Source organism: Amycolatopsis australiensis (genome assembly GCF_900119165.1).
GTDB lineage: Bacteria > Actinomycetota > Actinomycetes > Mycobacteriales > Pseudonocardiaceae > Amycolatopsis > Amycolatopsis australiensis.
Window position 1 is genome coordinate 8,814,290 of sequence record NZ_FPJG01000006.1, and the last position, 24,198, is coordinate 8,838,487.

The 24,198-nt window shown below is 71.9% G+C and carries 17 protein-coding genes and 1 pseudogene; 13 read left to right on the forward strand and 5 right to left on the reverse strand.

Features of this window, described 5'->3' with window-relative positions:
- Positions 1–9: 9 nt before the first annotated feature.
- Positions 10–749 (forward strand): annotated as a pseudogene (locus BT341_RS41985) (SAM-dependent methyltransferase).
- On the opposite strand, the gene BT341_RS41990 reads toward BT341_RS41985, so the two are convergent.
- On the reverse strand, positions 727–1,521 hold the full coding sequence (locus BT341_RS41990) for a TetR/AcrR family transcriptional regulator C-terminal domain-containing protein (RefSeq protein ID WP_072481495.1): 795 nt from the start codon (positions 1,519–1,521) through the stop codon (positions 727–729). The pseudogene BT341_RS41985 and the gene BT341_RS41990 overlap by 23 nt on opposite strands.
- Before the next feature lie 76 nt (positions 1,522–1,597).
- Here BT341_RS41990 and BT341_RS41995 point away from each other — a divergent pair, with 76 nt between their 5' ends.
- From BT341_RS41995 to BT341_RS42020, 6 genes are all read left to right on the forward strand, one after another.
- Positions 1,598–3,871 carry an ATP-binding cassette domain-containing protein gene (locus BT341_RS41995; RefSeq protein ID WP_072481496.1) on the forward strand — a complete coding sequence of 758 codons (2,274 nt, stop codon included), beginning with the start codon at positions 1,598–1,600 and terminating at the stop codon, positions 3,869–3,871.
- Positions 3,868–4,671, forward strand: coding sequence for a siderophore-interacting protein (locus BT341_RS42000; RefSeq protein ID WP_072481497.1), 804 nt, complete (start codon positions 3,868–3,870; stop codon positions 4,669–4,671). Before BT341_RS41995 ends, BT341_RS42000 begins: the two co-directional genes overlap by 4 nt.
- 166 nt (positions 4,672–4,837) lie before the next feature.
- Positions 4,838–7,999: a hypothetical protein gene (locus BT341_RS42005; protein ID WP_072481498.1), complete on the forward strand. Its 3,162-nt coding sequence runs from the start codon at positions 4,838–4,840 to the stop codon at positions 7,997–7,999.
- A gap of 10 nt (positions 8,000–8,009) precedes the next feature.
- The gene (locus BT341_RS42010) at positions 8,010–11,867 is read left to right on the forward strand and encodes a hypothetical protein (protein WP_072481499.1); all 3,858 of its coding nucleotides are present in this window, start codon (positions 8,010–8,012) and stop codon (positions 11,865–11,867) included.
- A 19-nt stretch (positions 11,868–11,886) separates the two neighbouring features.
- Positions 11,887–13,107 (forward strand): hypothetical protein, encoded by a 1,221-nt coding sequence (locus tag BT341_RS42015; RefSeq protein WP_072481500.1) that lies wholly within the window; start codon positions 11,887–11,889, stop codon positions 13,105–13,107.
- A 20-nt stretch (positions 13,108–13,127) separates the two neighbouring features.
- The gene (locus tag BT341_RS42020) at positions 13,128–14,027 is read left to right on the forward strand and encodes a phosphotransferase family protein (RefSeq protein WP_072481501.1); all 900 of its coding nucleotides are present in this window, start codon (positions 13,128–13,130) and stop codon (positions 14,025–14,027) included.
- Positions 14,028–14,039: 12 nt separating this feature from the next.
- Here the strand turns inward: BT341_RS42020 and BT341_RS42025 are convergent, their stop codons facing one another.
- From BT341_RS42025 to BT341_RS42040, 3 genes are all read right to left on the reverse strand, one after another.
- Positions 14,040–14,603 carry a WHG domain-containing protein gene (locus BT341_RS42025; RefSeq protein ID WP_072482477.1) on the reverse strand — a complete coding sequence of 188 codons (564 nt, stop codon included), beginning with the start codon at positions 14,601–14,603 and terminating at the stop codon, positions 14,040–14,042.
- 134 nt (positions 14,604–14,737) lie between these two features.
- Complete coding sequence (locus tag BT341_RS48065; protein WP_425426454.1) at positions 14,738–15,799, reverse strand: glycoside hydrolase family 75 protein; 1,062 nt, start codon at positions 15,797–15,799, stop codon at positions 14,738–14,740.
- Between the two features lie 146 nt (positions 15,800–15,945).
- Positions 15,946–16,650 carry an SDR family oxidoreductase gene (locus tag BT341_RS42040; RefSeq protein WP_072481502.1) on the reverse strand — a complete coding sequence of 235 codons (705 nt, stop codon included), beginning with the start codon at positions 16,648–16,650 and terminating at the stop codon, positions 15,946–15,948.
- Between the two features lie 103 nt (positions 16,651–16,753).
- On the opposite strand from BT341_RS42040, the gene BT341_RS42045 reads away from it, so the two are divergent.
- On the forward strand, positions 16,754–17,245 hold the full coding sequence (locus BT341_RS42045; protein WP_072481503.1) for a winged helix-turn-helix transcriptional regulator: 492 nt from the start codon (positions 16,754–16,756) through the stop codon (positions 17,243–17,245).
- 37 nt (positions 17,246–17,282) lie between these two features.
- Positions 17,283–18,419: an AAA family ATPase gene (locus tag BT341_RS42050; protein ID WP_072481504.1), complete on the forward strand. Its 1,137-nt coding sequence runs from the start codon at positions 17,283–17,285 to the stop codon at positions 18,417–18,419.
- Positions 18,420–18,450: 31 nt separating this feature from the next.
- Here the strand turns inward: BT341_RS42050 and BT341_RS42055 are convergent, their stop codons facing one another.
- Positions 18,451–19,455, reverse strand: a complete 1,005-nt coding sequence (locus BT341_RS42055; protein WP_072481505.1) for a LacI family DNA-binding transcriptional regulator — start codon at positions 19,453–19,455, stop codon at positions 18,451–18,453.
- Between the two features lie 154 nt (positions 19,456–19,609).
- Here BT341_RS42055 and BT341_RS42060 point away from each other — a divergent pair, with 154 nt between their 5' ends.
- The 4 genes from BT341_RS42060 to BT341_RS42075 are packed head-to-tail and all read left to right on the forward strand — an operon-like array spanning position 19,610 to position 24,186.
- Positions 19,610–20,692 (forward strand): ABC transporter substrate-binding protein, encoded by a 1,083-nt coding sequence (locus BT341_RS42060; protein ID WP_143168816.1) that lies wholly within the window; start codon positions 19,610–19,612, stop codon positions 20,690–20,692.
- The gene (locus BT341_RS42065; RefSeq protein ID WP_072481507.1) at positions 20,692–22,248 is read left to right on the forward strand and encodes a sugar ABC transporter ATP-binding protein; all 1,557 of its coding nucleotides are present in this window, start codon (positions 20,692–20,694) and stop codon (positions 22,246–22,248) included. The genes BT341_RS42060 and BT341_RS42065 overlap by 1 nt, the downstream gene beginning before the upstream one ends.
- A complete protein-coding gene (locus BT341_RS42070) occupies positions 22,241–23,203 on the forward strand; it encodes an ABC transporter permease (protein WP_072481508.1) in 963 nt (320 codons plus the stop codon). Before BT341_RS42065 ends, BT341_RS42070 begins: the two co-directional genes overlap by 8 nt.
- Positions 23,200–24,186 carry an ABC transporter permease gene (locus tag BT341_RS42075; RefSeq protein WP_072481509.1) on the forward strand — a complete coding sequence of 329 codons (987 nt, stop codon included), beginning with the start codon at positions 23,200–23,202 and terminating at the stop codon, positions 24,184–24,186. The genes BT341_RS42070 and BT341_RS42075 overlap by 4 nt, the downstream gene beginning before the upstream one ends.
- Positions 24,187–24,198 lie beyond the last annotated feature (12 nt).

Consider the following 24,198-nt stretch of genomic DNA (forward strand, 5'->3'; position numbering starts at 1 on the left):
ATCGGGGTCATGTTCGAGGAGCTGGTGGCCGAAGCCGAAGCCGTACCGGTCGAGGGCTGGGACTTCTCCTGGCTCGGCGGCCGCGCCACCGAAGCCCGTCCGCCGTGGGGCTACCAGCGGCTGCTCGGGGACGGCTCGGGGGCGTCCGCACGGCCCTCGACCTGGAAACCGGCGGCGGTGAGGTCCTCGACGGCTGCCCGGCCCTGCCACCGGTGACGGTCGCGACCGAGTCGTGGCCGCCGAACGTCGCGAAGGCCGCGGCCCGGCTGGCCCCGCGCGGAGTCACCGTCGTGGCCACCGCAGGCATGCCTTTCCGCGACGACGTCTTCGAGCTGGTCTCCAGCCGGCACCCGGTGACGACCGACTGGGCCGGGATCGCCCGCGTCCTGCGGCCGGGCGGGACGTACTTTTCCCAGCAGGTGGGCCCGGCGAGCGTGTTCGAGCTGGTCGAGTTCTTCCTCGGCCCGCAGCCGCCGGAGGTGCGCGACAGCCGCCACCCGGAGCACGCGGTGACGGCGGCCGAAGCGGCCGGCCTGGAGGTGGTCGGCCTCCGCCAGGCGCGGCTGCGCACGGAGTTCTTCGACATCGGCGCGGTGGTCTACTTCCTGCGCAAGGTGATCTGGCTGGTCCCGGGGTTCACGGCCGAGCGGTACCGCGACCGGCTGCGGGAGCTGCACGAGAAGATCGAGCGGGACGGCCCGTTCGCCGCGCACACGACGCGGTTCCTCATCGAAGCCCGGACGCCTTGACGATCGCCGCCTCGACGCCGTCCAGCAGCAGTTCCAGGCCCGCTTCGAAGGCCAGGCGGGCCTCGCGCTCCAGGTAGGGCTCGTCGGGCGGTGGTTCCTCGGCCGATGCGCCCAGGCGGGCGACCGTCGGAAAGCGGGTCGGCAAGTCGGGTGCCAGCTCGCCCAGCAACGCCGACCGCGCGTACCACCAGTCCTCTTCGGACAGTCCCGTTTCGCGGGCCGCCTGGCGGGACTCCGCCGCCGCCTGGACCGAGCCGCGGACGACGTTGAACAGCGCCGACACCACCCAGCGCACGCGCGGCAGCGGCAGCCCCGTCTGCGCCAGGACCCGCAGCAGCGTTTCCTGCACGTGGAACTCGCCCGGCCCGAGCACCGGGCGCGCCGGCGAGACCTGCAACAGCCACGGGTGGCGCAGGTGCAGCTCCCACAGCTCGTCGGCCAGGGACAACGCCGCCGGACGCCAGCCCTCGGAGTCCGGGTACGACGCAGGCAGCTCGCCCAGGGTCCGGTCGTACATGAGGTCGACCAGCTCGGTCTTGCCCGGCACGTACGTGTACAGCGCCATCGCCGTGCGGCCCAGCCGTTCGCCGACCGCGCGCATCGACAGCGCCGCCATGCCCTCGGCGTCGGCGATGTCGATCGCCGCCGCGACGATCGCCTCGACGGACAGCCCCGGCTTGGGGCCCGGGCCCGTGCGCGGCGCGACGACCCGCGGCCCCCACAGCAGCTCCATGGACCGCCGGGCATCGCCCTGACCGGCGAAGACGACCACCTTGCCGACTCCTTACACCCTAAAGTAATGTACGATCGAGAATCACTTTACAGCCTAAAGTATCGAGAAGGACGGTATGACCTCACCCAGGCGGGCCGCCGACACCCACGACGTGATCAAGGTCCGGGGCGCCCGGGAGAACAACCTCGACGGCGTCGACCTGGACATCCCTAAGCGCCGGCTCACGGTGTTCACGGGCGTGTCCGGCTCCGGCAAGTCGTCACTGGTGTTCGGCACGATCGCGGCCGAGTCCCAGCGGCTGATCAACGAGACCTACAGCGCCTTCCTCCAGTCGTTCATGCCGAGCCTCTCGCGCCCGGACGTCGACCTGCTGGAGAACCTCAGCGCCGCCATCGTCGTCGACCAGGAGCGGATGGGCGCCAACTCGCGCTCCACGGTCGGCACCGCGACCGACGCCTACGCGATGCTGCGGATCGCCTTCTCGCGCCTCGGCGAGCCGCACGTCGGCACGTCCGGCGCGTTCAGCTTCAACCTGCCCGAAGGCATGTGCCCGGCCTGCGAGGGCCTCGGCCGGGTGTCCGACCTCGACGTGCACGCTCTGCTGGACTTCGACCGCTCGCTCAGCGAAGGCGCGATCCGGGTGCCCGGCTGGACCCCGGACAACTGGTACGTCCAGGTCTACGTGTCCTCCGGCTTCTTCGACCCGGACGCGAAGATCCGCGACTACACCCCGCAGCAGCTCGACGACCTGCTGCACAAGGGGCCGGCCAAGGTGAAGATCGGCACCGGCAACCTCACCTACGAAGGTCTCGCCGTGAAGATCCGGCGGCTCTACCTGAACAAGGACACCGAGTCGCTGCAGCCGCACATCCGCGGGTTCATCGAGCGGGCGGCGACGTTCAAGACGTGCGACGCGTGCGGTGGCGCCCGGCTCAACCAGGCGGCGTTGTCGGCGAAGATCGCGGGCCGCAACATCGCCGAGTGCGCCGCCATGCAGATCAGCGACCTCGCCGAGTTCGTCCGGAACCTCGACGCGCCGTCGATCCGGCCGCTGCTGGGCAACCTCCGCGACACGCTCGACTCGCTGGTCGAGATCGGCCTCGGCTACCTGTCACTGGACCGCGAGTCCGCGACACTTTCGGGTGGCGAGGCGCAGCGCGTGAAGATGGTGCGCCACCTCGGGTCGAGCCTCACCGACGTCACGTACGTCTTCGACGAGCCGACGGTCGGGCTGCACCCGCACGACATCGAGCGGATGAACAACCTGCTGCTCTGCCTGCGGGACAAGGGGAACACGATCCTGGTCGTCGAGCACAAGCCGGAGACGATCCGGATCGCCGACCACGTCGTCGACCTCGGCCCCGGCGCGGGCACCGGCGGCGGACGGCTCTGCTACGCCGGCAGCGTCGACGGCCTGCGCGCGTCCGGCACGCTGACCGGCCGCCACCTCGACCACCGCGTCGCGCTGCGGGAGCACGTCCGCACGCCCACCGGGCAGCTCGGGATCACCGGCGCGACGCTGCACAACCTGCGTGACGTCAGCGTCGACCTCCCGCTCGGCGTGCTGACCGTGGTCACCGGCGTGGCGGGCTCCGGGAAGTCGTCGCTGATCCACGGCTCCCTGGCCCACCGCGACGACGTCGTCGTGGTCGACCAGTCGGCGATCCGCGGGTCGCGGCGGTCCAACCCGGCGACCTACACCGGCCTGCTCGACCCGATCCGCACGGCCTTCGCCAAGGCCAACGGCGTCAAGGCGAGCCTGTTCAGCGCCAACTCCGAAGGCGCCTGCCCGCACTGCAAGGGCCTCGGCGTGATCTACACGGACCTGGCGATGATGGCCGGCGTGGCCACGGTCTGCGAGGAGTGCGAGGGCAAGCGGTTCACGCCCAAGGTCCTGACGCTTCTGCTGCGGGGCAAGAACATCAGCGAGGTACTGGCCATGTCGGTCGCCGAGGCGCGCGAGTTCTTCCCGTCCGGCACCGCGCGCGCGATCCTCGACCGGCTCGCCGACGTCGGCCTCGGCTACCTGACGCTCGGGCAGCCGCTGACCACGCTTTCGGGTGGTGAGCGGCAGCGGCTCAAGCTGGCCATCCGGATGGCCGAGAAGGGGTCGACCTACATCCTGGACGAGCCGACGACCGGCCTGCACCTCGCCGACGTCGACCGGCTGCTGGCCCTGCTCGACCGGATCGTCGACGCCGGCAACACGGTGATCGTCATCGAGCACCACCAGGCCGTGATGGCCCACGCCGACTGGCTGATCGACCTCGGCCCCGGTGCCGGCCACGACGGCGGCCGTGTCGTCTTCACCGGCACGCCGGCCGACCTGGTCGCGAACGCCTCCACCCTCACCGCCCGGCACCTGCGCGAATACCTGGGGAAGCCGTGAACCCGACCGGGCTGCTCACCGTCACCGCGGTGCGGAAGCCGACCCCGCGCACCGTGCGCGTCACCTTCACCGGTGACGGCCTCGCCGAGCTGGAACCGTGGCCGGACCAGCAGCTCAAGCTGCTGTTCCCGCCGCCGGGCCGTCCGGTGCGGCTGCCGGAGCCGGACGCCGACGCGATGCGCTGGTACCAGGCGTACCTCGCGATTCCGGCGGACGAGCGGCCGGTGCTGCGCAGCTACACCGTGCGCGACCGCGATCCGGGCGCGGCGGCGATCGACGTCGAGTTCGTGCTGCACGACGACGCGGTGGTGGACGGCCCGGCCACGGCCTGGGCCCGGACCGCGGCGCCGGGCGACGTCCTCGGCCGGTACGGCCCGGACGCCGCCTACCGCCACCCACTGTCCACAGCGGACACACTGCTGCTGGCCGGCGACGAGACGGCGGTGCCCGCCATCGCGACCATCCTGTCCGAAGTGGACAAGGCGGTGGCGTTCGTCGAGGTGGCGGACGCGGCGGAGGAGCAGCCGCTGCCGGGCGAAGTCCACTGGCTGCACCGCGACGGCGCGGGGCACGGCACGAAGCTGGTCGAAGCGGTGCGTGAGGCGAAGCTGCCCGGCGACGCGGCGGCGTGGCTCGCGGGCGAAGCGGGGATGGTGCGGACGCTGCGGCGGCACCTCGTCGGTGACCGGGGACTGGGCAAGCGGGCCGTCGAGTTCACCGGGTACTGGCGGCGACGGCTCACCCAGGACGACGCGCCGACCACCGAGGACCTCGCCGACGCCGCGGAGAAGCTCGCCTAGGCGGGGGCGCCGCGGTGGGCACATCGGGCGAGCCGCCCGTGGGCTGATCGGCCGAGAGGGCGGACAACACTGCCCGAAGGGGAGGTATCCGCGCCCGCCGCTTGCCGGGGGCGGGCCCCGGGGCGACCGTGATCGGGCTCAGTTCGCTCCGGGGAGGTCCCCAGCCATGCCCGAAACCACTCCGCACGACACCGACGGCGTCCCGGTCTGGCGGCGCGATGTCGGCAGGCGCACGATCCTCGCCGCCGGCGGCGCCGCCCTGCTGCTGGCGAACCTGCCCGGCGACACGCCGCTGCCCGCCCTGCTCGCCGCCGACGCGACGCCGGATCTCACGCTCGACCTGCTGCGCCGCGAAGACATGCTCAAGCTGCGGTTCGAGTTCTTCAACCTGCGGCGCTCGACCGCCGCGGGCCCCCCGAAGCTGGTGCCGATCGACGCGAGCGCGCAGTCGGTCGTCGTCGTCGGGTTCGACAGCCAGCACCTGATGGAAGAGACGACCTACGTCTCCGACCCCGGCGGGGCGCCGCCGGCGAACCTGCCCGCGCCCGGCGACATCGCCACCCGCGCGGCCGGCCCGAGCCGGATCGCGTTCCTCGTGCCCGCGACGGTGAAGGAGCTGCCGTTCACCGAGGACGGCCTGCTCGCGTGGTCGAGCTGGGTGATGCGGGTCGTGCCGAAGACCGCGGCCCCGGCCGTGCCCGGACAGCTGGTCACCGACCTGCGCCTGGTCGACTGGCTGCACCTGACCCCGGAGCAGTACGCGTCGTGGGCGCACGTGACGCACCCGGTGACGTCGGCCGGGCGCACCGAGCTGTGGCACACCCGCCTCGCCCCGCGGGACGACTTCGGCAGGCCGGACCCGCTGCTCGGCCCGGCCGAGATCCGCGCGACGGCCGCCGACACCCCGGACGACCCGCGGTTCGACGACCTGCTCAGCCGGCCGCAGACGCTCACCGACATCGTGACGCAGTCGAACACGCGCGGTGCGGTCCGCGGCGACCTCGTGCTGCTCTCGGCGCTGGGGTCGTCGCTGGAGCTGGACGGCAAGTGGGCCGAAGGCACGCTCACGGCCTGGCGGCACCGCTCGGTGCTGGGTCGCGACAACTACGTCCGGATCGAGGAACGCGGGTTCCTCTTCCCGTACGGTCACAAGGCGACCCTGATCACCGAAACCGAGCGCACCATCGCCGGCGGTGCCGCGCGGCTGCTCAGACGCCAGTTCGTGCGGGTGCGCGAACCCGTGAAGCTGTTCCAGGACAACGGGTTGCCGTTCCGGTCGGTCGAGATCGGCATGACGACCACGCCGAACCTGGCCGCGCCCGGCAAGCGCGAGATGATCGGCACGACCAGCGCGTTCTGGGTGCAGTACACCCTCGGTGACGAGACGACGGACATCCCGTTCCCCATCATCGCGACAGATTGGGCGGGCAACCGGATCGACTCCGTCGCGCACTTCGCGTTCGTCTACGAGGGCGACGCCACCGACCAGACGGTACTGGCCGCGCTGCAGGCCAAGGCCGACCCGAACGACTTCGAGACCGTCCACCCGCGGCGCACCCACGAGCTGGGCGGGCAGAAGGTCGCCTTCGGGCCGGTCCCCGCGTCGGCCGGCCTGGCGGCCGACACCCCGCGCAACACGACCTTCCCCGCGCTTCGCGTCCACCTCAACGTGAAGCTGCGCGTGCAGGACGGCGAGGCCGGGTTCGCGCCGCAGATGCTCGCCGCCGAGATCCGGATGCCCGCCGTCGAGGCCCTCGCGGGCGGCCGGCAGCTGACCACCGCCATCGGCTACGACCCCGGCTACGTCGCGGGCTCCTTCGAGAACACGAAGGGCGAGCTGTTCGCCCGGGTCAGCCCGACGGTCGCGGACGTCGGGCGGCTGGTGCAGGCGATCACCGCGCAGAACCCGCTGCCCGACGTCGGCGCGGTCACGGCGCGGTTCGGTAACCAGGTCGCGCAGCTCGGCGGAATCGCCGCGCCGGACCTGGACATCCGCGGCCTCTCGCGGTCGCTCGGGCCGCTGTCCGGGCCCGCCGGCACGATCAGCCAGATCGCGAAGGACGGCGACTTCGACCCCCGGAAGTTCTTCCCCGGCACCGCCAAGCTGCTCGGCGGGCTCAGCCTGGCCGATCTCCTCGGCGGCACCCCGAAGCTGCCGGTGGCGAACGCGCCGAAGATCGTCACGACGCCCGAGTACGGCAACGGCCCGGACCGGCCACCGACCGCCGTCACGACCATCCTGGACTGGCAGCCGGCACTGCCCGACGACCTCACCGCCGGGGTCTTCCTCCCGAAGCTCCCGGACCGTCCACACGCGACACTGAGTCTGCACGGCGAAAACCGCACGGTGCTGGGCGCGAACGGCGTCACCACGACGTCGGCCATCAAGGGCGACCTGCGCGACTTCGCGATCGAGCTGGTCAAGGGCAACGACGACCAGCTGTCGTTCATCCGGCTCACCTTCCGCCGGTTCGCCTTCGAGCAGCACGACGGCGCCAAGCCGGTGATCCACGTCGAGCTGGACCGGATCGACTTCGAGGGCCCGCTCAAGTTCGTCAACACCCTGCAGCAGTTCCTGGTCAGCACCGGCAAGGGGCTCGGCATCGACGTCCAGCCCGCGGGCATCACCGCGGGCTACACCCTGGCGATCCCGGACGTCGGCATCGGCGTGTTCGCGCTGCAGCACCTCGCGTTCAGCGCCGCGCTGTCGATCCCGTTCGACGGCAGCCCGGCCCGCGCCCGGTTCGCGTTCTGCAGCCGCGAGCACCCGTTCACGCTCACCGTGTCGCTCTTCGGCGGCGGCGGGTTCTTCGCGCTGGCGCTGGGCACGGACGGCTTCGAGCTGATGGAGGCGTCGATCGAGTTCGGCGGGGCGGTGGCGTTCAACCTCGGTGTCGCCAGCGGGTCGGTTTCGGTGATGGCCGGGATCTACTTCAAGCTCGAACACAAGCCGAAGCAGATCGGCGACGGCGGCACCGAGATCCCCGAGCACGACGCGATCACGCTCACCGGGTACGTCCGGGCGAACGGCTCGCTCAACGTCCTCGGCCTGATCACCATCTCGGCCGAGTTCTACCTGGCACTGAGCTACACGAACGACGGCGGCAAGAACCTCGTCGAGGGCGAAGCCTCGCTGACCGTCGAGATCGACATCCTGTTCTTCTCGAAGTCGGTCACGCTCACCGTGCACAAGTCCTTCGCCGGCCCCGGTTCGTCGGCACTGGCCGCCCGCACCGCCGCCGCGCTGCCGTCCGGCGGTTCGCCGTCCTTCGGCGACCAGATGAGCCAGGACGACTGGAACACCTACTGCGACGCGTTCGCGGCCTGAGGAGACAGAGATGGCCACCCAGACTGTCCTGAGCACCGCGCTGCCCAACGGCGTCCGGACCGAGCAGGGCCGGACCTTCCTGCACCTGTCGGCGTTCCTGTCGCCGCGGCTGACCGGGGCCGACACGCTCGCGGCGTTCCCCGCGTGGCTCGACTGGCCCGCCGCCGCGGTCGAGTTCGACGTCTCGCTCGGCGGCACGGTCACCCGCGCCGAAAAGCTGCCGCAGGACCTGCGGTCCGACCTGTGGAAGAAGCTGTTCGCCGGATCCGCGCCGGTCGGGTCGGCGACCGCGCCGGCGATGCGGCCCGGGCTGACGTTCGTGCGGTCCTACCCCGTGCGCAACGTCCGGAATTTCGTCCGCGAGCAGTACGCGCTGATGGCGGCGAACAACCCGACGACGCACCCGACGCTCACCGACTACCTGGGCCGGCCGCAGCAGGGCCTGCGGGCGAGCGGGAACCGGTGCGGCCCGCGCTACCGGCTGCACGACACGTGGATCTCGCCGGCGACGAAAGCGGCCGTCGCCGAGGACCTGGCGCTCTACTTCTTCTACGCCAAGTTCATCGACCGCGACGACCCGGAGCTGGAGAAGCTCAGGACGAGCCACGGCCTCAGCCCGCAGCAGCTCGACTTCCTGCTCTCCGAGCACTTCCACGGCCGGGGCGTGGTTCCGCACCCGGTGGACTTCGCGGGCGGGGCACCCCAGTTCCGGGCCGCGGCCGCGCCGGAACCGCCGAACTTCCACTCGGTCGTCGGCTCGCTCGGCCAGTACCCGGCCCTGCTGCGGAAGTTCGGGCTCGTCCGCGACCTGCGGATCCCGTTGCCGGACCCGCTGCCGTCCGGTCCGACCTGGGTGAGCGTGACACCGGTCCTGCCCGGCCTGACGGCCACCGCCCAGCAGACCGCCTGCACGGTCACCGCGACGGCGTTCACCGCGACCGCGCGCACCACGCGGCTGTCCGGCGGCCTGCTCCAGCTGACCGGCCCGGACTTCGACGTCACCGAGGTCGACCCCGACTCGGCGGCGGTCAAGCTGCTCGGCTTCGGCGAGAGCGTCGCGCGGCTCGACCCGTACGGCGGGATCGGGAAGCCCGCCTCCGACGCGCCGGACACCGCCGCGCCGCCGGCCCTGCAGAGCAACGGCTTCTCGATCGTCGAGACCGGGCGGGCCAAGCGGATCTGGGGTTCGGTCGACCAGGCGGCCAAGCTGGCGCAGGGCGCGACGGCGGCTGCCGAGGACCTGGTCCGCGGGCTACGGATCGACGTCTGGGACGACGTCTCGCAGAGCTGGCACAGCCTCTGCCGCCGCCAAGGCACCTACACCGTCGCCGGCACGACGCTCGCCGTCGCGGACGAAGGCGTCGTCACCACCGCGCACACGACCCAGCGGGACGACCCGTCGCAGACGTTGTACCTCCACGAGTCACTGGCCCGGTGGAGCGGCTACAGCCTGGTCGCGCCGCGGCCCGGCAAGGCCGTCGCCGACGACGGCACGCTCGTCGCGGGCGACGGCACCGAGCCCGACCCGGCGTTCCCGCTCGGGGTGAAGTTCACGGCCCAGCCGGGGAGCCTGCCGCGGCTGCGGTTCGGCCGCACCTACCGGTTCCGCGCGCGGACGGCCGACCTCGCGGGCAACGGCCCGGCGCTCGGCGACGTCACCGGTGACGCCGGCGCGACCGCGCCCGTCAAGTACACGCGGTTCGAGCCCGTCGTGTCGCCGCACGTGCTGTTCCGCAAGCCGCGCACCGAGGGCGAGTCGGCGGAACGGCTGGTGATTCGCAGCAACTTCGACACCGCCGCGACCGGCGACTGCCAGCGCCACCTCGCACCGGTGCGGATCGCGGAGCTGCTGGCCGAGCAGCACGGCCTGTTCGACCTGCCGGCGACCCTGCTGACCCCGCCGATGATGAACAAGCTCGCCTACGCCCGGATCAAGCAGAAGGACACCGGCTCGTTCGACCAGGGCGGCACGCCCGACAGCGGCGGCTACGGCATCCCGTACTACGACACCGACCAGCTGACGCTGCCGTACCTGCCGGACGTGCTCAGCCGCGGCGCCGCGTTCGCCGGCCTGCCCGGCACGGCCGACGGCGAGGTCGTCACCGGCGACTTCGACCCCGTGCCGCTGCTCGGGAACTGGCCCGACTACCGGCCGTTCCGGCTGCGGATGGTCGAGGGCACCGGGAAGCCGAAGTTCGACCCGCTCTTCCGGGTGCTGACCGTGCAGGTGCCCAAGGGCCGGACGTTCGAGGTGAACTACAGCAGCATCCTGGCCGACGCGGACATCGATCTGCTCGGGCTGTGGAAGTGGCTGACCGACGCCGTCGCGGCCGGCACGGTGACCCTGCCGTCCGGCACGACGCTCGAGTCGCTGCGGGCGCTGGCCCGCCAGGGCAGGCTGTGGCAGCTGACGCCGTTCCGGACGCTGACCCTGGTGCACGCGATCAAGCAGCCGCTGACCCCGCCCGCGCTCGGGAAGCCGGTCGCGGTGCGCAAGCCCGGCGAGACGTCCGCCCGGATCGTCGACCGGCTGAGCTTCGACCGGCCGAGCACCGGCCGCGTCGACGTCCAGGCCGCGTGGACCGAGCAGGTCGACGACGTGACGCTGCCGGCCCCGGCGCCGAAGGCGGGCGCCGCGGCGGCGTTCGGCGTGGTGACGCGGCCGGACGACCCGGCCGGCCCGGTACTCCCCCTCGACGAGCGGCACGAGTTCCACGACACCCGCTACCGCCGCGTCACGTACACGCCGATCGGCACCTCCCGGTTCGCCGAGTACTTCCTGCAGCGGGCGACGGTCCGGCCGGGCCCGGCGCCGGTCGTCGTCGCCAAGGGCGGGATCGTGCCCGCGTCGGACGTCGTCCGGGACGGCGGGACGACCTACGTCCGCGGCACCGACTACGGCGTCGACTACGCCGGCGGCACGATCACCTGGCTGGCTTCGCCGGTTCCGGCGTCGGTCGAGGTGGCCTACGTGCCGCCGCCGATCACGCGGGCGGGCGCCGCGCTGACGATCGACGTCCCGAGCACCGCCCGCCCGGCCGCGCCCGACATCGCCTACGTCGTCCCGACGTTCGGCTGGACCACGGAAACGACGGCCGCGCAGGTCACCAGCACCCGCCGCGGCAACGGCCTGCGCGTGTTCCTCCACCGGCCGTGGTACTCCTCCGGCGACGGCGAACAGCTCGGCGTCCTGCTGGCCGACGGCCCGTCGGTGGCCGCGAACCTGGCCCGGTACGTGACGGACTGGGCGCAGGACCCGGCGTGGCGGTCGGCCGCGTTCACCCGGCCGCCGCAGGTCGGCGACTTCCCGCTGGCGGTGCACCCGCGCTCCGGGCTGAAGCTCGTCGAAGACCCCGCTTCGCCGGTCGCCGTCGCACCCCACGACGTCGTCTACGACGCCGAGCGCAAGCTGTGGTTCTGCGACATCACCTTCGCGGCTCCGCAGCCTTCGCCGTACACGCCGTTCGTGCGCCTGGCGCTGGCGCGGTACCAGCCGGTGTCGGTGCCCGACGTCGAGCTGTCCGCGGTGGTCCAGGCCCAGTTCGCACAGCTGTCGCCGGACCGGGTGGCGACGGCGGTGTTCGCCTCGCCGACGTCGGTGCGGCTGACCGTGACCGGGCCGATGCCGGCCCCGGCCACCGAACTGAGCGCGCAGCTGCAGGTGGCCGATCCGGCGCTGAGCGGGAACGTCGCCTGGCAGGCCAGTGGCGCGCCGGTCGTCCTGACGGCCTCGGCCACCGGCTGGGCCGGCACCGTGCCGCTGCCCGCCGCGCGCGGGAGCCGCCCGTTCCGCGTGGTGCTGACCGAGTCCGAACTGCCGAGCCAGGGCGGGAAGCGGCTCGCCTACGCCGACGCCCTCACCTTCTGAGTCCACTGTGGAGGATCTGATGAACCGAACCGGACCGCTGTGCGCGGCCGCGGTGCTGCTGCTCGCCGTGGCGACGCCCGCGGCCGCGGCACCCGAGCCGCCCGCCCAGTGGAAAACGAGGACACACGCGGCACTCGCCGTCACGCCCACGTTCGGCAACGGCGTCTTCCGCGTGTCGGTCCAGCAGGCGCAGGGCCTCGGCGTCGGCTCGTTCACCGTGCGGACCGGGCCGGACCACCCGGCCGGCGCCGGGCGGGACCTGCTCTTCGGCGGCGGCGTGCCCGGGACGTCGTTCATGACCGTGCGCGACCTGACCACCGGTGCCGACTACGTGCAGGGCCAGTACCTGACCACGTCGACCGAGATCGCGCTCGACGACCTCGGCCCGTACACCGAAGCGATCGGCACGACCGGGTTCCACACGAACTGGTACACCGTGCTGGGCAGCGGCCTGATGGAGATCGACCAGTACGTCACCGTGCACGGCAGCACGGTCGCGGACTCGAGCGTCGAGGTGACGACCACGATCACCGGCACGAGCACCGACACGTTCCAGGTCCAGTACCTGTGGGACACCGCCGCCGGCACCGACGACGGCCCGGTGCTGCAGACGGGCGCCTACAACCCGTTCGGCGCGACGGCCACGCGCGAGGTCACCCTGTCCGGTGTGGACAGTGTGGCGCTCGCCGACAACGACGGCGGGCCGAGCCTGTCCTACGGGCTGACCGGTACCGGCCCGGCCCGGATCACGCCGCCGCCGACGCCGCCGCAGTCGATCCAGTTCGTGTGCTGGCCGCGCGCGGTCGGCGCGGCTCCGGGGCGGTACCGGACGGACCCGGCGATCGACGTCGCGACGACCGGGGCCGGCTGCCCGGGTTCGGCCGGGCCCGACTCGGCGGTGCAGTACCTGTTCGCCGCCGCGCCGATCGGGACGAGCGGCGTGCGCGCGTCGGCGTCGCTCTTCTCGACCGCGCCGGACCCGACGTCGGTCACCGTGGCGCCGGCCCGCCTCGGCTCGCCGGCGGTGAGCGCGACCCTGACGGACACGCGGTACGGCCGGGGCGTGCCGGGACGCACGCTGACCTTCGGCGCGGGCGGCCGGACGCTGTGCACCGGAGTGACGAACGCGAACGGCGTCGCGGCCTGCGGCGGCCTGACGGAAGGGCTCGCGGCCCTGCTCGGCTACTCGGCGGCGTACGCCGGCGACGGCATCTGGGCGGCCTCGGCCGGCAAACGCTGACGGCGTGCCAGACTCGGCCGGTGCGCACGGAAACGGCGGCGGCGCTGGCGGCGTCGGGCATCGACCCGGCTTCGGTGGTGACCGCCGCGGCCATCGGCGGAGGTACGTACAACACGGCGCTCCGGCTGACGCTGGCGGACGGGCGGCGGCTGGTGCTCAAGCTGGCACCGGCCGCGCCCGGCCTGACCTACGAACACGGCCTGCTGGAGACGGAAGCGGAGTACTACCGGCTGGTCCGGGGGCCGCTGCCGGCCGTGGTCGGCGGCGGGCCGGGGTTCCTGCTGATGACGGAGCTGCCGGGCGTCCCGTGGGCGGGCGCGCGGGTCACCGACCGGCCCCGGCTGCGCCGGGAGCTCGGCGGGATCGTCGCCGGGCTGCACGCCACGACCGGCGACGGCTTCGGCTACCCCCAGGACCCCTTGCGGCCGACGTGGAGCGCGGCGTTCACGGCGATGGTGGACGCGGTGCTGGCCGACGCCGCCCGGTACGGGGTCCGCCTGCCCCGCCCGGCGGCGGAGATCCGGCACCTGGTCCACCGCCACGAGCCGCTGCTGGACCTGGTGACGACCCCGGTCCTGGTGCACTTCGACCTCTGGGACGGCAACATCCTCCTCGACGGCGGCCGCGTCTCGGGGATCATCGACGCGGAACGCGCGTTCTGGGGCGATCCGGTGGCGGAGTTCGTTTCGCTGTCGCTGTTCCGCCCGCCGGACGCGGCCCTGCTGGCGGGCTACCAGGCGGCGGGCGGCCCGGCCGAGTTCGGCATGCCGGCGTGGGCGAGGCTTCGGCTCTACCGCGTCTACCTGGGCCTGATCATGCTGGCGGAGATGGTGCCACGGCAGGACACCGACGCCGAGCGGGCGCGGTTCGTCGCCGGGCACCTCGCGAAGGACGTCGACGCGCTGCAGCGGGCTGTCTGACGGCACGGCCGGTCAGGCGAACACCAGCGACACCAGCTCGTCGACGAACGGCTCCACCAGCTCGGCCCCCGTCCGGTTCAGCACGCTGTGGAACAGTGCCACCCGCCCGTGCGCGCCGACGAACACGATCGCCGCCGCTCGGCCCGGGCTGACCCGCAGCTCGTGGCCGGCCGCCACGCAGCGCTCGAACCCCGCCGCCAGGCGGTCGATCACGTCCAGCAGCGGCCCTTCCGCGCGGGCGCCCGGCTCCGGCCGGGACGCGCCGTTCGCGAGCATCAGGCGGTAATGGCCCGGGTTTTCCAGCGCGAAGGCGCAGTAGGCGTGGATCTGCGCCCGGACGCGGCCGACGACGTCGGTTACACCGAGCGTCTCCTCGGCCGCGCGCATCGAATCCGCCAGCCGCGCGTATTCGTGGTCCAGCAGCCCGCGCACCAATTCCGCGCGATCGGAGAAATGCTGGTAGATGCTCGCCGGGGCGATGCCGACCGCGCGCGCCACCCCGCGGATCGTCAGCCCGTCTTCGCCGCCGAGCTCGGCCAGCAGCCGGCCGGCCGCGGCCAGGATCTCCCCGCGCAGCCGTTCCCCTTCGCCCCAGCGGTTCCTCGTTCGGCCGTTTCCGGCTTCGGCGTTCTCCGGCATCCGCCCATTCATACTCCCGGCGCGGGACGCCCGTGTTCCGGGGTCCGGCGAAAGGACCCCGGAACGAACGCTCAGTGGTTGTTCACGAACTGCCGGGCAAGCGCTTCCCCGGTGCTCACGGCGTTGGCGTGGCTCTCGATCGGCGTCACCTTCGAATTCTTGAAGAACAGGTAGGTGACCCCGGAATCGGTTCCGCCGTTCGACGGGTCGGGGTTGATCCCGAGCGAGCTCGCCGTCGCGTACGACGCCTCACCGATGATGTCGGTCGGCCCGGTGTCGCCGACCACGGCGTAGGTGACCTGGTCGTGGTAGATCACCGCGACCACGCCGGCGCCCGCGATGCCGAACTTCCGGTAGTCCCAGGTGCTGCTCGGGCTGGGCACGACCACGTACGGCAGCGCGGCGGCGTTGAGCGGCTTCCCGTCCGACTGGTGGAACGCGGTGTCGGCCTGGAAGCAGCAGTCGGTGTTCTCGTTGCACTGCGAGGTCCGCTGGCCGTCGCAGTCGATGTCCATGTCGGCCTTCCAGAAGACGGCGTCCGACAGCCCGCACACCGGGATCGTCCGGCTCGCCTCGGAGTCGGTCTTGTACTTCCCGCTGGAGATCTGGCTGCACGACGTCAGCTTCGAGAGCAGTTCGGACGCGGTCGGCGCCCCGCCACCGCCGCCACCGGTGTCGCTCACGGTCAGCGAGTCGACGTTCGGGCCGCCGTTGGCGGTGGTCGCCGTCGCGCGGACGGTGTGGGTGCCCGCGGTCAGCGTGGCGGTCACGGTCGTGGTCGCCCACGTCGTCCAGGCCCCGGTGCCGGCGAACGACGGCGTCGCGACGGTCGCGCCGTCGACCGCGATCGTCATCGGCCGGGCGGTCGTGGTGCCGTTGGCGTACCGGAAGGCCAGCGACGTGCTGCCGGCGGCCGCGACGGAGACCGACCACTGGACGTAGGAGCCGGTCAGGTTGTCGTAGTTGACGAATCCGGTGCCGGTGAAGCCGGCGTGGTCGGCGTTGACCGCGCCCTGGGAGATGGTGGCGTTTTCGGCTTCGTAGGTGACGGTCGCGGCGTCCGCGGTCGCCGGGGCCACGAAGAGGGCACCGGCGGCCGCGATCGCCATGGCGATCGCCCGGGGTCTGCGCATGAGGACCTCCGACAGTTAGGAAAGTTTCCTTACTGCCAGAAGACGCTAAGTCGACATACCGCCCCGGTCAAGACGGACCTCTGCCGGCGGGTGGGCTCCCGTCGAGCGGGAACCCGTTCAGCCCGTTGACACCGTCCGAAGTGGACTCAGGAGGCCAGCGACGGGTACAGCCCGGCGAGGTCGCCGGACAGCCCCGCCCGCACCTTCCGGCTGACGTCGTCGGCGAGCACCTCGAAGCGGCCCTGCTCGACACCGTCGAGCGCGGCCCCGGCGACCAGCTTCGGGTCGTTCTTCGGCCCGTCGACGTGCTTGGCCATGCCGGTGTCCATGTAGCCGACGTGCAGCGCGGTCACCTGCGTCTTCTGCGACGCCAGCTCCAGGCGCAGCGCGTTGGTCAGCGACCACGCGGCCGCCTTCGCCGCCGAGTAGGCCGCGACGGGCGGCGCCGTGGTCCAGGACAGCACCGAAAGCACGTTGAGCACCGCGCCGCCGCCGTTGCGCTCGAGGATCGGCGCGAACTCGCGCGTCACCGCGAGGGTGCCGAAGTAGTGCGTGTCCATCTCCAGCTTGATGTCGTCGAGCGGCCCGTCGAGCAGCGACGCCCCGGTCGACGAACCGGCGTTGTTGACCAGCAGCGTGACGTCCCCGGCCGCCTTGGCTGCCTCGCGGATCGACGCCGGGTCGGTCACGTCGAGGCGCAGCGGCACCACACCCGGCAGGTCGACCGACTCGGGGTTGCGAGCCGCGGCGTAGACCTTGGCCGCGCCGCGTTCGAGGAGGGCGGCGGCGAGCTGACGGCCGAGCCCCCGGTTGGCCCCGGTGACCAGCGCCACCGCACCCGTGATCTCCATGACGTCTCTCCTTCGCGCATCTGACTTGCTCTTTGCAAGCTAGCTGCGGCCGACTGTACGGCGTAGACTTGCTCCGAGCAAGCCAGGTCGAAGGGATCACCCGATGAGCCGTCGCATCACCTGGGAGGACGCCTCCTGCCCGATCGCCCGCGCCGCCGACGTCCTCGCCGAGCCGTGGACGCTGCTGATCCTGCGCAACGCCACTGCGGGCACCACCCGGTTCGAGGACTTCCGCGCCCAGCTGGGCATCGCGGACAACGTGCTCACGACCCGGCTGGCCAAGCTGGTCGACCGCGGGCTGCTGACGAAGCTCCCCTACCGCGACGGCGGCCGCACCCGCCACGAGTACCGCCTCACCCAGGCGGGCTCGGACGCGTTGCCGGTGCTGCACGCGCTCGGCGCGTGGGGCGACGCGCACACGTCGTCGGAGAACGCGTACGGCCCGATGAACCTGGTCCACAAGCCGTGTGGCGCGCTGACCCGCCCGGGCGGGCGGTGCGACGGCTGCGGGCAACCCCTGGCCAGAGACGATTTGACGTGGCGCGGCTCGTGGCTGAGCGACGGCGAGATCCCGCTGGCGGAGCCGGTCGGCTGAGCCGGAAGCTGTCGGTGCCGGCGGCTAGGTTCGGGTCATGCTGACCACGCTGGCCGTCGAGAACTACCGTTCGCTGCGCGACCTCGTGCTGCCACTGTCGGGGCTGACGGTGGTCACCGGGCCGAACGGCAGCGGCAAGTCGAGCCTGTACCGGGCGTTGCGGCTGCTGGCGGACGCGTCGCGCAACGGCGCGGTGGCGGCGCTGGCGCGCGAAGGCGGGTTGCCGTCGACGCTGTGGGCGGGGCCCGAGACGGTCGGGCGGGCGCCGGTGCAGGGCACGGTGCGCACGAAGGCGGTCGGGCTGCGGCTGGGATTCGCGGGTGACGAGTTCGGCTACGCGCTCGACCTCGGTCTGCCGGTGCCGGGCCGCACGATGTTCAACCTCGACCCGGAGTTCAAGCGCGAGGCGGTCTGGGCGGGCCCGGTGCTGCGGCCGTCGACGCTGCTGGCGGACCGCGCGGGCCCGTCGGTGCGGACGCGCGTGGCTTCCGGCGGCTGGGGCACCGAGCGCTTCGAGATCCGGCTGACCGACAGCATGCTGAGCGAGTTCGCGGACCCGCGCGCGTGCCCGGAGCTGCTGGTGGTGCGCGAGCGGATCCGGTCGTGGCGGTTCTACGACCACTTCCGCACGGACGCCGCGGCCCCGGCCCGCCGCTCATCGGTGGGGACCCGGACGTTCGTGCTGTCCGCGGACGGCGCGGACCTGGCCTCGGCGCTCCAGACGATCATCGAGGTGGGCCGGACCGCGGAGCTGGCGGCGGTGGTGGACGCGGCGTTCCCCGGCTCCCGCGTGGAGGTGGTGACGCACGAGGGAGTGCTCTCGATCCGCTTCCACCAGCACGGCCTGCTCCGCCCGCTGTCGGCGGCGGAGCTGTCGGACGGGACGCTGCGGTTCCTGCTGTGGGTGGCGGCACTGCTGAGCCCGCGGCCCCCGGAGCTGCTGGTGCTGAACGAGCCGGAGACGAGCCTGCACCCGGACCTGCTCCCGGCCCTGGCCGCATTGGTCGCGACGGCGGCGAAGGAGACGCAGGTCGTGGTGGTCACGCACGCCGCTTCGCTGATCCGGGCGTTGCCGGAGGCGGAGGTGCTGGAGCTGGAGAAGCAGCACGGCGAAACACGGCTGTCAGGCCAAGGGCGGCTGGACCGCCCTTCATGGTACTGGCCGAAACGCTGATGTCCCCGGAGAGCCGGCTGTCCCGAGTGCGTCAGCGGCCGCGGGTGCTCTCGCGGATCTCCAGGGCGAACGGGGTCTGGATGTCCTGCGGCGGCGAAGTCTTGTCCCCCGTGATGCGCCGGTGCACCAGGTCGATCGCCGCCTCCGCCAACGCCGTCTTGTCCGGGGCGATCGTCGTCAGCGACGGCAGCGAAAACGCGCTCTCCTCGTTGTTGTCGAACCCCACGATCGCCACGTCCTCGGGGACCCGCAGGCCCAGCTCCGCCACCGCGCGCAACGCGCCGATCGCCAGCAGGTCGTTGAAGCAGAACACCGCGTCCGGCGGGGAGGCCAGTCCCAGCAACGCCTTCATCGCCGCCGCGCCCACCGATCGGTGCCACTTCTCCGCCGGGGCCACCAGTTCGTCCGCATAGGACAGTCCAGCCTCCGTCAGCGCCGCGCGGTAGCCCGCCAGACGCTGGGACGACGTTCCGCGCGACGGGTTGCGGCCGATCGCCGCGATGCGCTTTCGGCCCAGTGACGCCAGGTGCGACACCGCCGTGCGGGCCGCCAGGACGTTGTCGATCGCCACGTGGTCGATCGGGACGTCCACCGCGTGCTCGCCCAGCATCACCAGCGGGATGCCGCCCGGATCGGCCGGGAAGTCCGCCGCTTCCAGGGCTTCCGGGTGCACCAGCGCGCCGTCCACCAGGTGCGGTCCCAGTGACGCCAGCGTCGCGCGCTCCCGTGAGCGCGTGCCCTGCGTCTGCTCGATCAGGACGCTCCACCCGCGCTTCTGCGCGGCCGTGATGACCAGCCCGGCCAGCTCGCCGAAGTACGGGATCGACAGCTCCGGCACCATCAGCGCCAGGAACCCCGTCCGGCCGCGGCGCAGGTTGCGCGCGCCGACGTTCGGGCGGTAGCCCGTCGCCGCCAGCGCCTCTTCGACCCGCCGGCGGTTCTCCGGCTTGACGAAGGCGTAGCCGTTCACCACGTTCGACACCGTCTTCACCGACACTCCGGCGAGCGTGGCGACGTCTTTGAGCGTCACGGTCACGGGCGGTCCCTTCGAGATAGTGAGCACGAAGTGTAGCGAGGATTTGCCGGTTTACAACGTTGTTCCAACGATGTAAAAAGTACCTCAAGGCTCCCGCGGTGACTGCGATCACCCCGGTGAGCGGGCCACCATCGTCGCTGCCCGAGGAGTCGTAGTGCCTCTGTCCACCCGCCCCCGCCTGGTCATGGCCGCCGCCGCCACCGCGGCCGCCGCGCTCACCCTCACCTCCTGCACCAGCCGGGAAGAGACCCCCGCCGCCCCCTCCAGCGGCGGCGGTCCCGCCGCGAGCGCCCAGTCCGCCGCCCCCACGGCCGACGGCTGCACGCTCGAGAAGACCGGTTACCCCAAGGTCGACCTCAAGACCGCGGTGGTCGGTTTCTCACAGTCCGAAAAGGAAGCCAATCCCTTCCGGATCGCCGAGACGCAGTCCATTCGCGACGAAGCCGCCAAGCTCGGCATCGCGAGTGACAAGCTGCTGGTCACCAACGCCCAGAGCGACCTCAACCGGCAGATCAGCGACATCAAGTCGCTGCTCGACCGGGGTGCGCAGCTGCTCGTCGTCGCGCCGCTGAACTCCGACGGCCTCCAGCCCGCGCTCGACGCGGCGAAGGCCAAGAAGGTCCCGGTCGTCACCATCGACCGCAAGGTGACGTCGCAGCCGTGCACCGACTACCTGACCTTCATCGGCTCGAACTTCGTCGAGCAGGGCAAGCGCGCCGCGCAGGAGACCGCCCGGGTCACCGGCGGCACCGGCAAGGTCGCGATCCTGCTCGGCTCGTCCGGCAACAACGTGACCACCGACCGCACCAAGGGCTTCAAGGACGAGCTGGCCAAGACGCCCGGTCTGTCCGTGGTCGCCGAGCAGACCGGCGAGTTCGACCGGTCCAAGGGCCAGGCCGTGATGGAGCAGCTCATCCAGAGCCACCCGGACATCACCGCCGTCTACGCCGAAAACGACGAGATGGGCGTCGGCGCGGTCAACGCCCTGAAGACGGCGGGCAAGACGCCGGGCAAGGACGTCAAGGTCATCTCGATCGACGGCACCCGCAACGCCGTGCAGCTGATCGCCGACGGCAGCTACAACGCCGTGATCGAGTCCAACCCGCGGTTCGGCCCGCTGGCCTTCCAGACGCTGCAGAAGTTCGAGAACGGCGAGCCGATCCCGGCGAGCATCGTGATCACCGACGACCAGTACGACGAGACCAACGCGGCCCAGAAGGTCGGGAACGCGTACTGATGACGGCAGCCACCGAAGAGGACGTCGCCATGACGACCGCACCGGTGCTCGAGGTGGCCGGGGTGACCAAGCGGTTCCCCGGCACCCTCGCCCTCGACGACGTCAGCTTCGCGCTGCGGCCGGGCGAGGTGCACGCGCTGGTCGGCGAGAACGGCGCCGGCAAGTCCACGCTGATCAAGGTGCTCACCGGCGTGTACCAGCCCGACGAGGGCGAGGTGCGCCACCTCGGCGCCCCCGTCACCTTCAAGCGGCCGATCGACGCGCAGCGCGCCGGGATCTCCACGATCTACCAGGAGGTCAACCTCGTCCCGCTGATGAGCATCGCCGGCAACGTCTTCCTCGGCCGCGAACCGCGCACGAAGGCCGGTCTCGTCGACTGGTCGAAGATGTACGCCGACGCCCGCGAGCTGCTCAAGGGCTACGGCATCGAGGACGACGTCAAGCGCCCGCTGCACACCCTGGGCGTCGGCGCGCAGCAGATGGTCGCGCTCGCCCGCGCGGTCTCGACCGACGCGAAGGTCGTCATCATGGACGAGCCGACGTCGTCGCTCGAGCCGCGCGAAGTGGAGACGCTGTTCGAGGTGCTGAACCGGCTCCACGCGCAGGGCATCGCCATCGTCTACGTCAGCCACCGGATGGACGAGCTGTACCGGGTCTGCGACAGCGTCACCGTGCTGCGCGACGGCCGGGTCGTCCACAGTGGACCGTTGAAGCCGCTGCCGCGGATCGAGCTGGTCTCGAAGATGCTCGGCCGGGAGATCAGGCAGATCCGCGAAGAGGGCGTCACGGCGTTCGGCGAGGAACACGACATCGAGCGCGAACCGCTGCTCAAGGCCGAGAACCTGAGCGGGTTGCGGAAGCTGCACGACGTCTCGGTGAGCATCCGCCCCGGCGAGGTCGTCGGCCTCGCCGGGCTGCTCGGCTCCGGCCGCAGCGAGACGGCGCGGGCCATCGTCGGCGCGTTCCCCCTCGACGGCGGAAGTGTCCTGCTGGCCGGGAAACCGCTCAAGAAGGGCAGGATCAAGGCCGCCATGCGCGCCGGGATCGCGCTGCTGGCCGAGGACCGCAAGACCGACGGAATCATCCCGAACCTGTCGGTCCGGGAGAACATCGTGCTCGCCGCGCTGCCGACGCTCTCGCCGTTCGGCCTGGTCAGCAGGGCCAAGCAGGACAAGATCGTGAAGATCTTCATGGAGCGCCTGCGGATCAAGGCGGCCAGTCCCGAGCAGAAGGTGTCGGAGCTGTCCGGCGGCAACCAGCAGAAGGTACTGCTCGCCCGCTGGCTGGCCACCGGCCCGAAGATCCTGCTCCTCGACGAGCCCACGCGCGGCATCGACGTCGGCGCGAAGGCGGAGGTGCAGGCGCTGATCGACGAACTCGCGCAGGAAGGGCTCGGCGTGCTGCTCATCTCGTCCGAACTGGAAGAGCTGATCGACGGCTCCGACCGCGTGGTCGTGCTGCGCGACGGCTCGGTCGTCGGCGAGCTGACCGGCGACCGGATCACCGAGGAGAACGTCCTGACCGCCATCGCAGCCGAGGGTGACAACGATGTCTAGCGCCACCCTGACGAAGAGCCCGGACCGCGCGAAAGTCACGGCGTGGCTGCAGAACTACGGCGTCTACCTGGCCGTCGTGGTGCTGCTGCTGTTCAACGTCGTGTTCACCGAGAACTTCCTGTCCGCGGCCAACTTCCGCACCCAGCTGGTGCAGGCGGCGCCGGTCTGCATCGTCGCGCTCGGCATGGCGCTGGTGATCGGCACCGAGGGCATCGACCTGTCGGTCGGCTCGGTGATGTCGATCGCCGCCGCGCTCATCCCGCTCTACCTCGGCGCGGGCTCGACGACGGCGATCATCGTCGCGGTCATCGCCGGGGTCGTGTCCGGCCTGTTCAGCGGGTACCTGGTGGCCTACCTGGGCATCCAGCCCATCATCGCGACGCTGGCGTTGCTGGTCGGTGGCCGGGGACTCGCGCTGGTGATCGCGCACGGCCAGCTCGTCCAGCTGCACAACCGGGACTTCCTGGCCCTGGGCACCGACGACGTCCTCGGCGTGCCGATCATGGTCATCGTCGCGGGCGTGCTCGCGGTGCTGGCCGGCCTGGTCGTCCAGCGGACGACGTTCGGGCGGCACCTGGTCGCCATCGGCGGCAACCGCGCGGCGAGCACCCTGGCCGGGCTGCCGGTGAAACGCGTGCTCGTCAGCGTCTACGTGATCTCCGGGGCACTGGCCGCGGTGGCCGGCGTGCTGGCGACGTCGCGGCTGGGCGCCAGCGATCCCAACGACCTCGGCCTGCTCATGGAGCTGTCCGCGATCACCGCGGTCGTCGTCGGCGGCACGCCGCTGACCGGCGGCCGGGTCCGCGTGCTCGGCACCGTGTTCGGCGCGCTGCTCATGCAGCTCGTGCACGCCACCCTGATCAAGCACAACCTGCCCGACTCGACCGCGCAGATGGTCCAGGCGGCCATCATCGTCGTCGCGGTCTACGTCGCTCGTGAGCGGAGCAGCAAGTGACGACAACCCAGTCCGCCACTCCGATCACCGCCCGCAACGCGGCCTTCGCCGGGGTCCTGCAACGGCAGGGCGCCGCCGTCGTCCTCGTGCTCGGCATCGCCGCCGCGTGGTTCGCGTTCCCGCGCTTCGGGTCCGCGGACAACCTGCGCGACCTGGCGCTGCAGAGCTCGTTCCTCGCGGTGATCGCGCTCGGCATGACGTTCGTGATCATCTCCGGCGGCATCGACCTGTCGGTCGGCTCGAACTACGCGCTCGGCGGCGTCCTCGCCGCGTACGGCGCGCAGTACGGGCTGGTCGTGGCGATCCTGCTGCCGCTGGCGGTGTGCTCACTGATCGGGCTGGTCAACGGCCTGCTGATCGCCCGCACCGGGATGGCGCCGTTCATCGTGACGCTGGCGTCGCTGCTGTTCGCCAGGGGCCTGTTGCTCGCGCTGACGTCCGAAGGCGCGACGACGTACAAAGTGGAGCCCGGCTCGGCGTTCCTGTGGCTGGGGCAGGGCACGATCTTCGGCATCGGCGTGCCGGTGTACCTGACGCTGGTCCTGTTCGCCCTCGGCGGGCTGCTGCTGCGCCGCACGCGGTTCGGCCAGTCGGTGTTCGCCATCGGCGGGGCCGAGCAGTCGGCGCTGCTGATGGGGCTTCCGGTGGCCCGCACGAAGATCTCGCTCTACACCCTGAGCGGCGCGCTCGCCGGGGTGGCGGGCATCCTCACCGCCGCGTACCTGCAGTCCGGCGTCACGGTGATCGGCGTCGGCACCGAGCTGGACGCGATTTCCGTCGTCGTCATCGGCGGCACGCTGCTCACCGGCGGCGCCGGGACGATCATCGGCACCCTCGTCGGTGTCCTGCTGCGCACGCTCATCCAGAACGTCATCAACCAGATCGGCACCCTCGACTCCAACTACCAGACCGTGGTGAGCGGGGCCTTCCTGCTCGTCGTCGTGGTGATCCAGCGCCTGCTCGCGCGCTCCCGTACCCGCTGAGCCCTGTCCCCT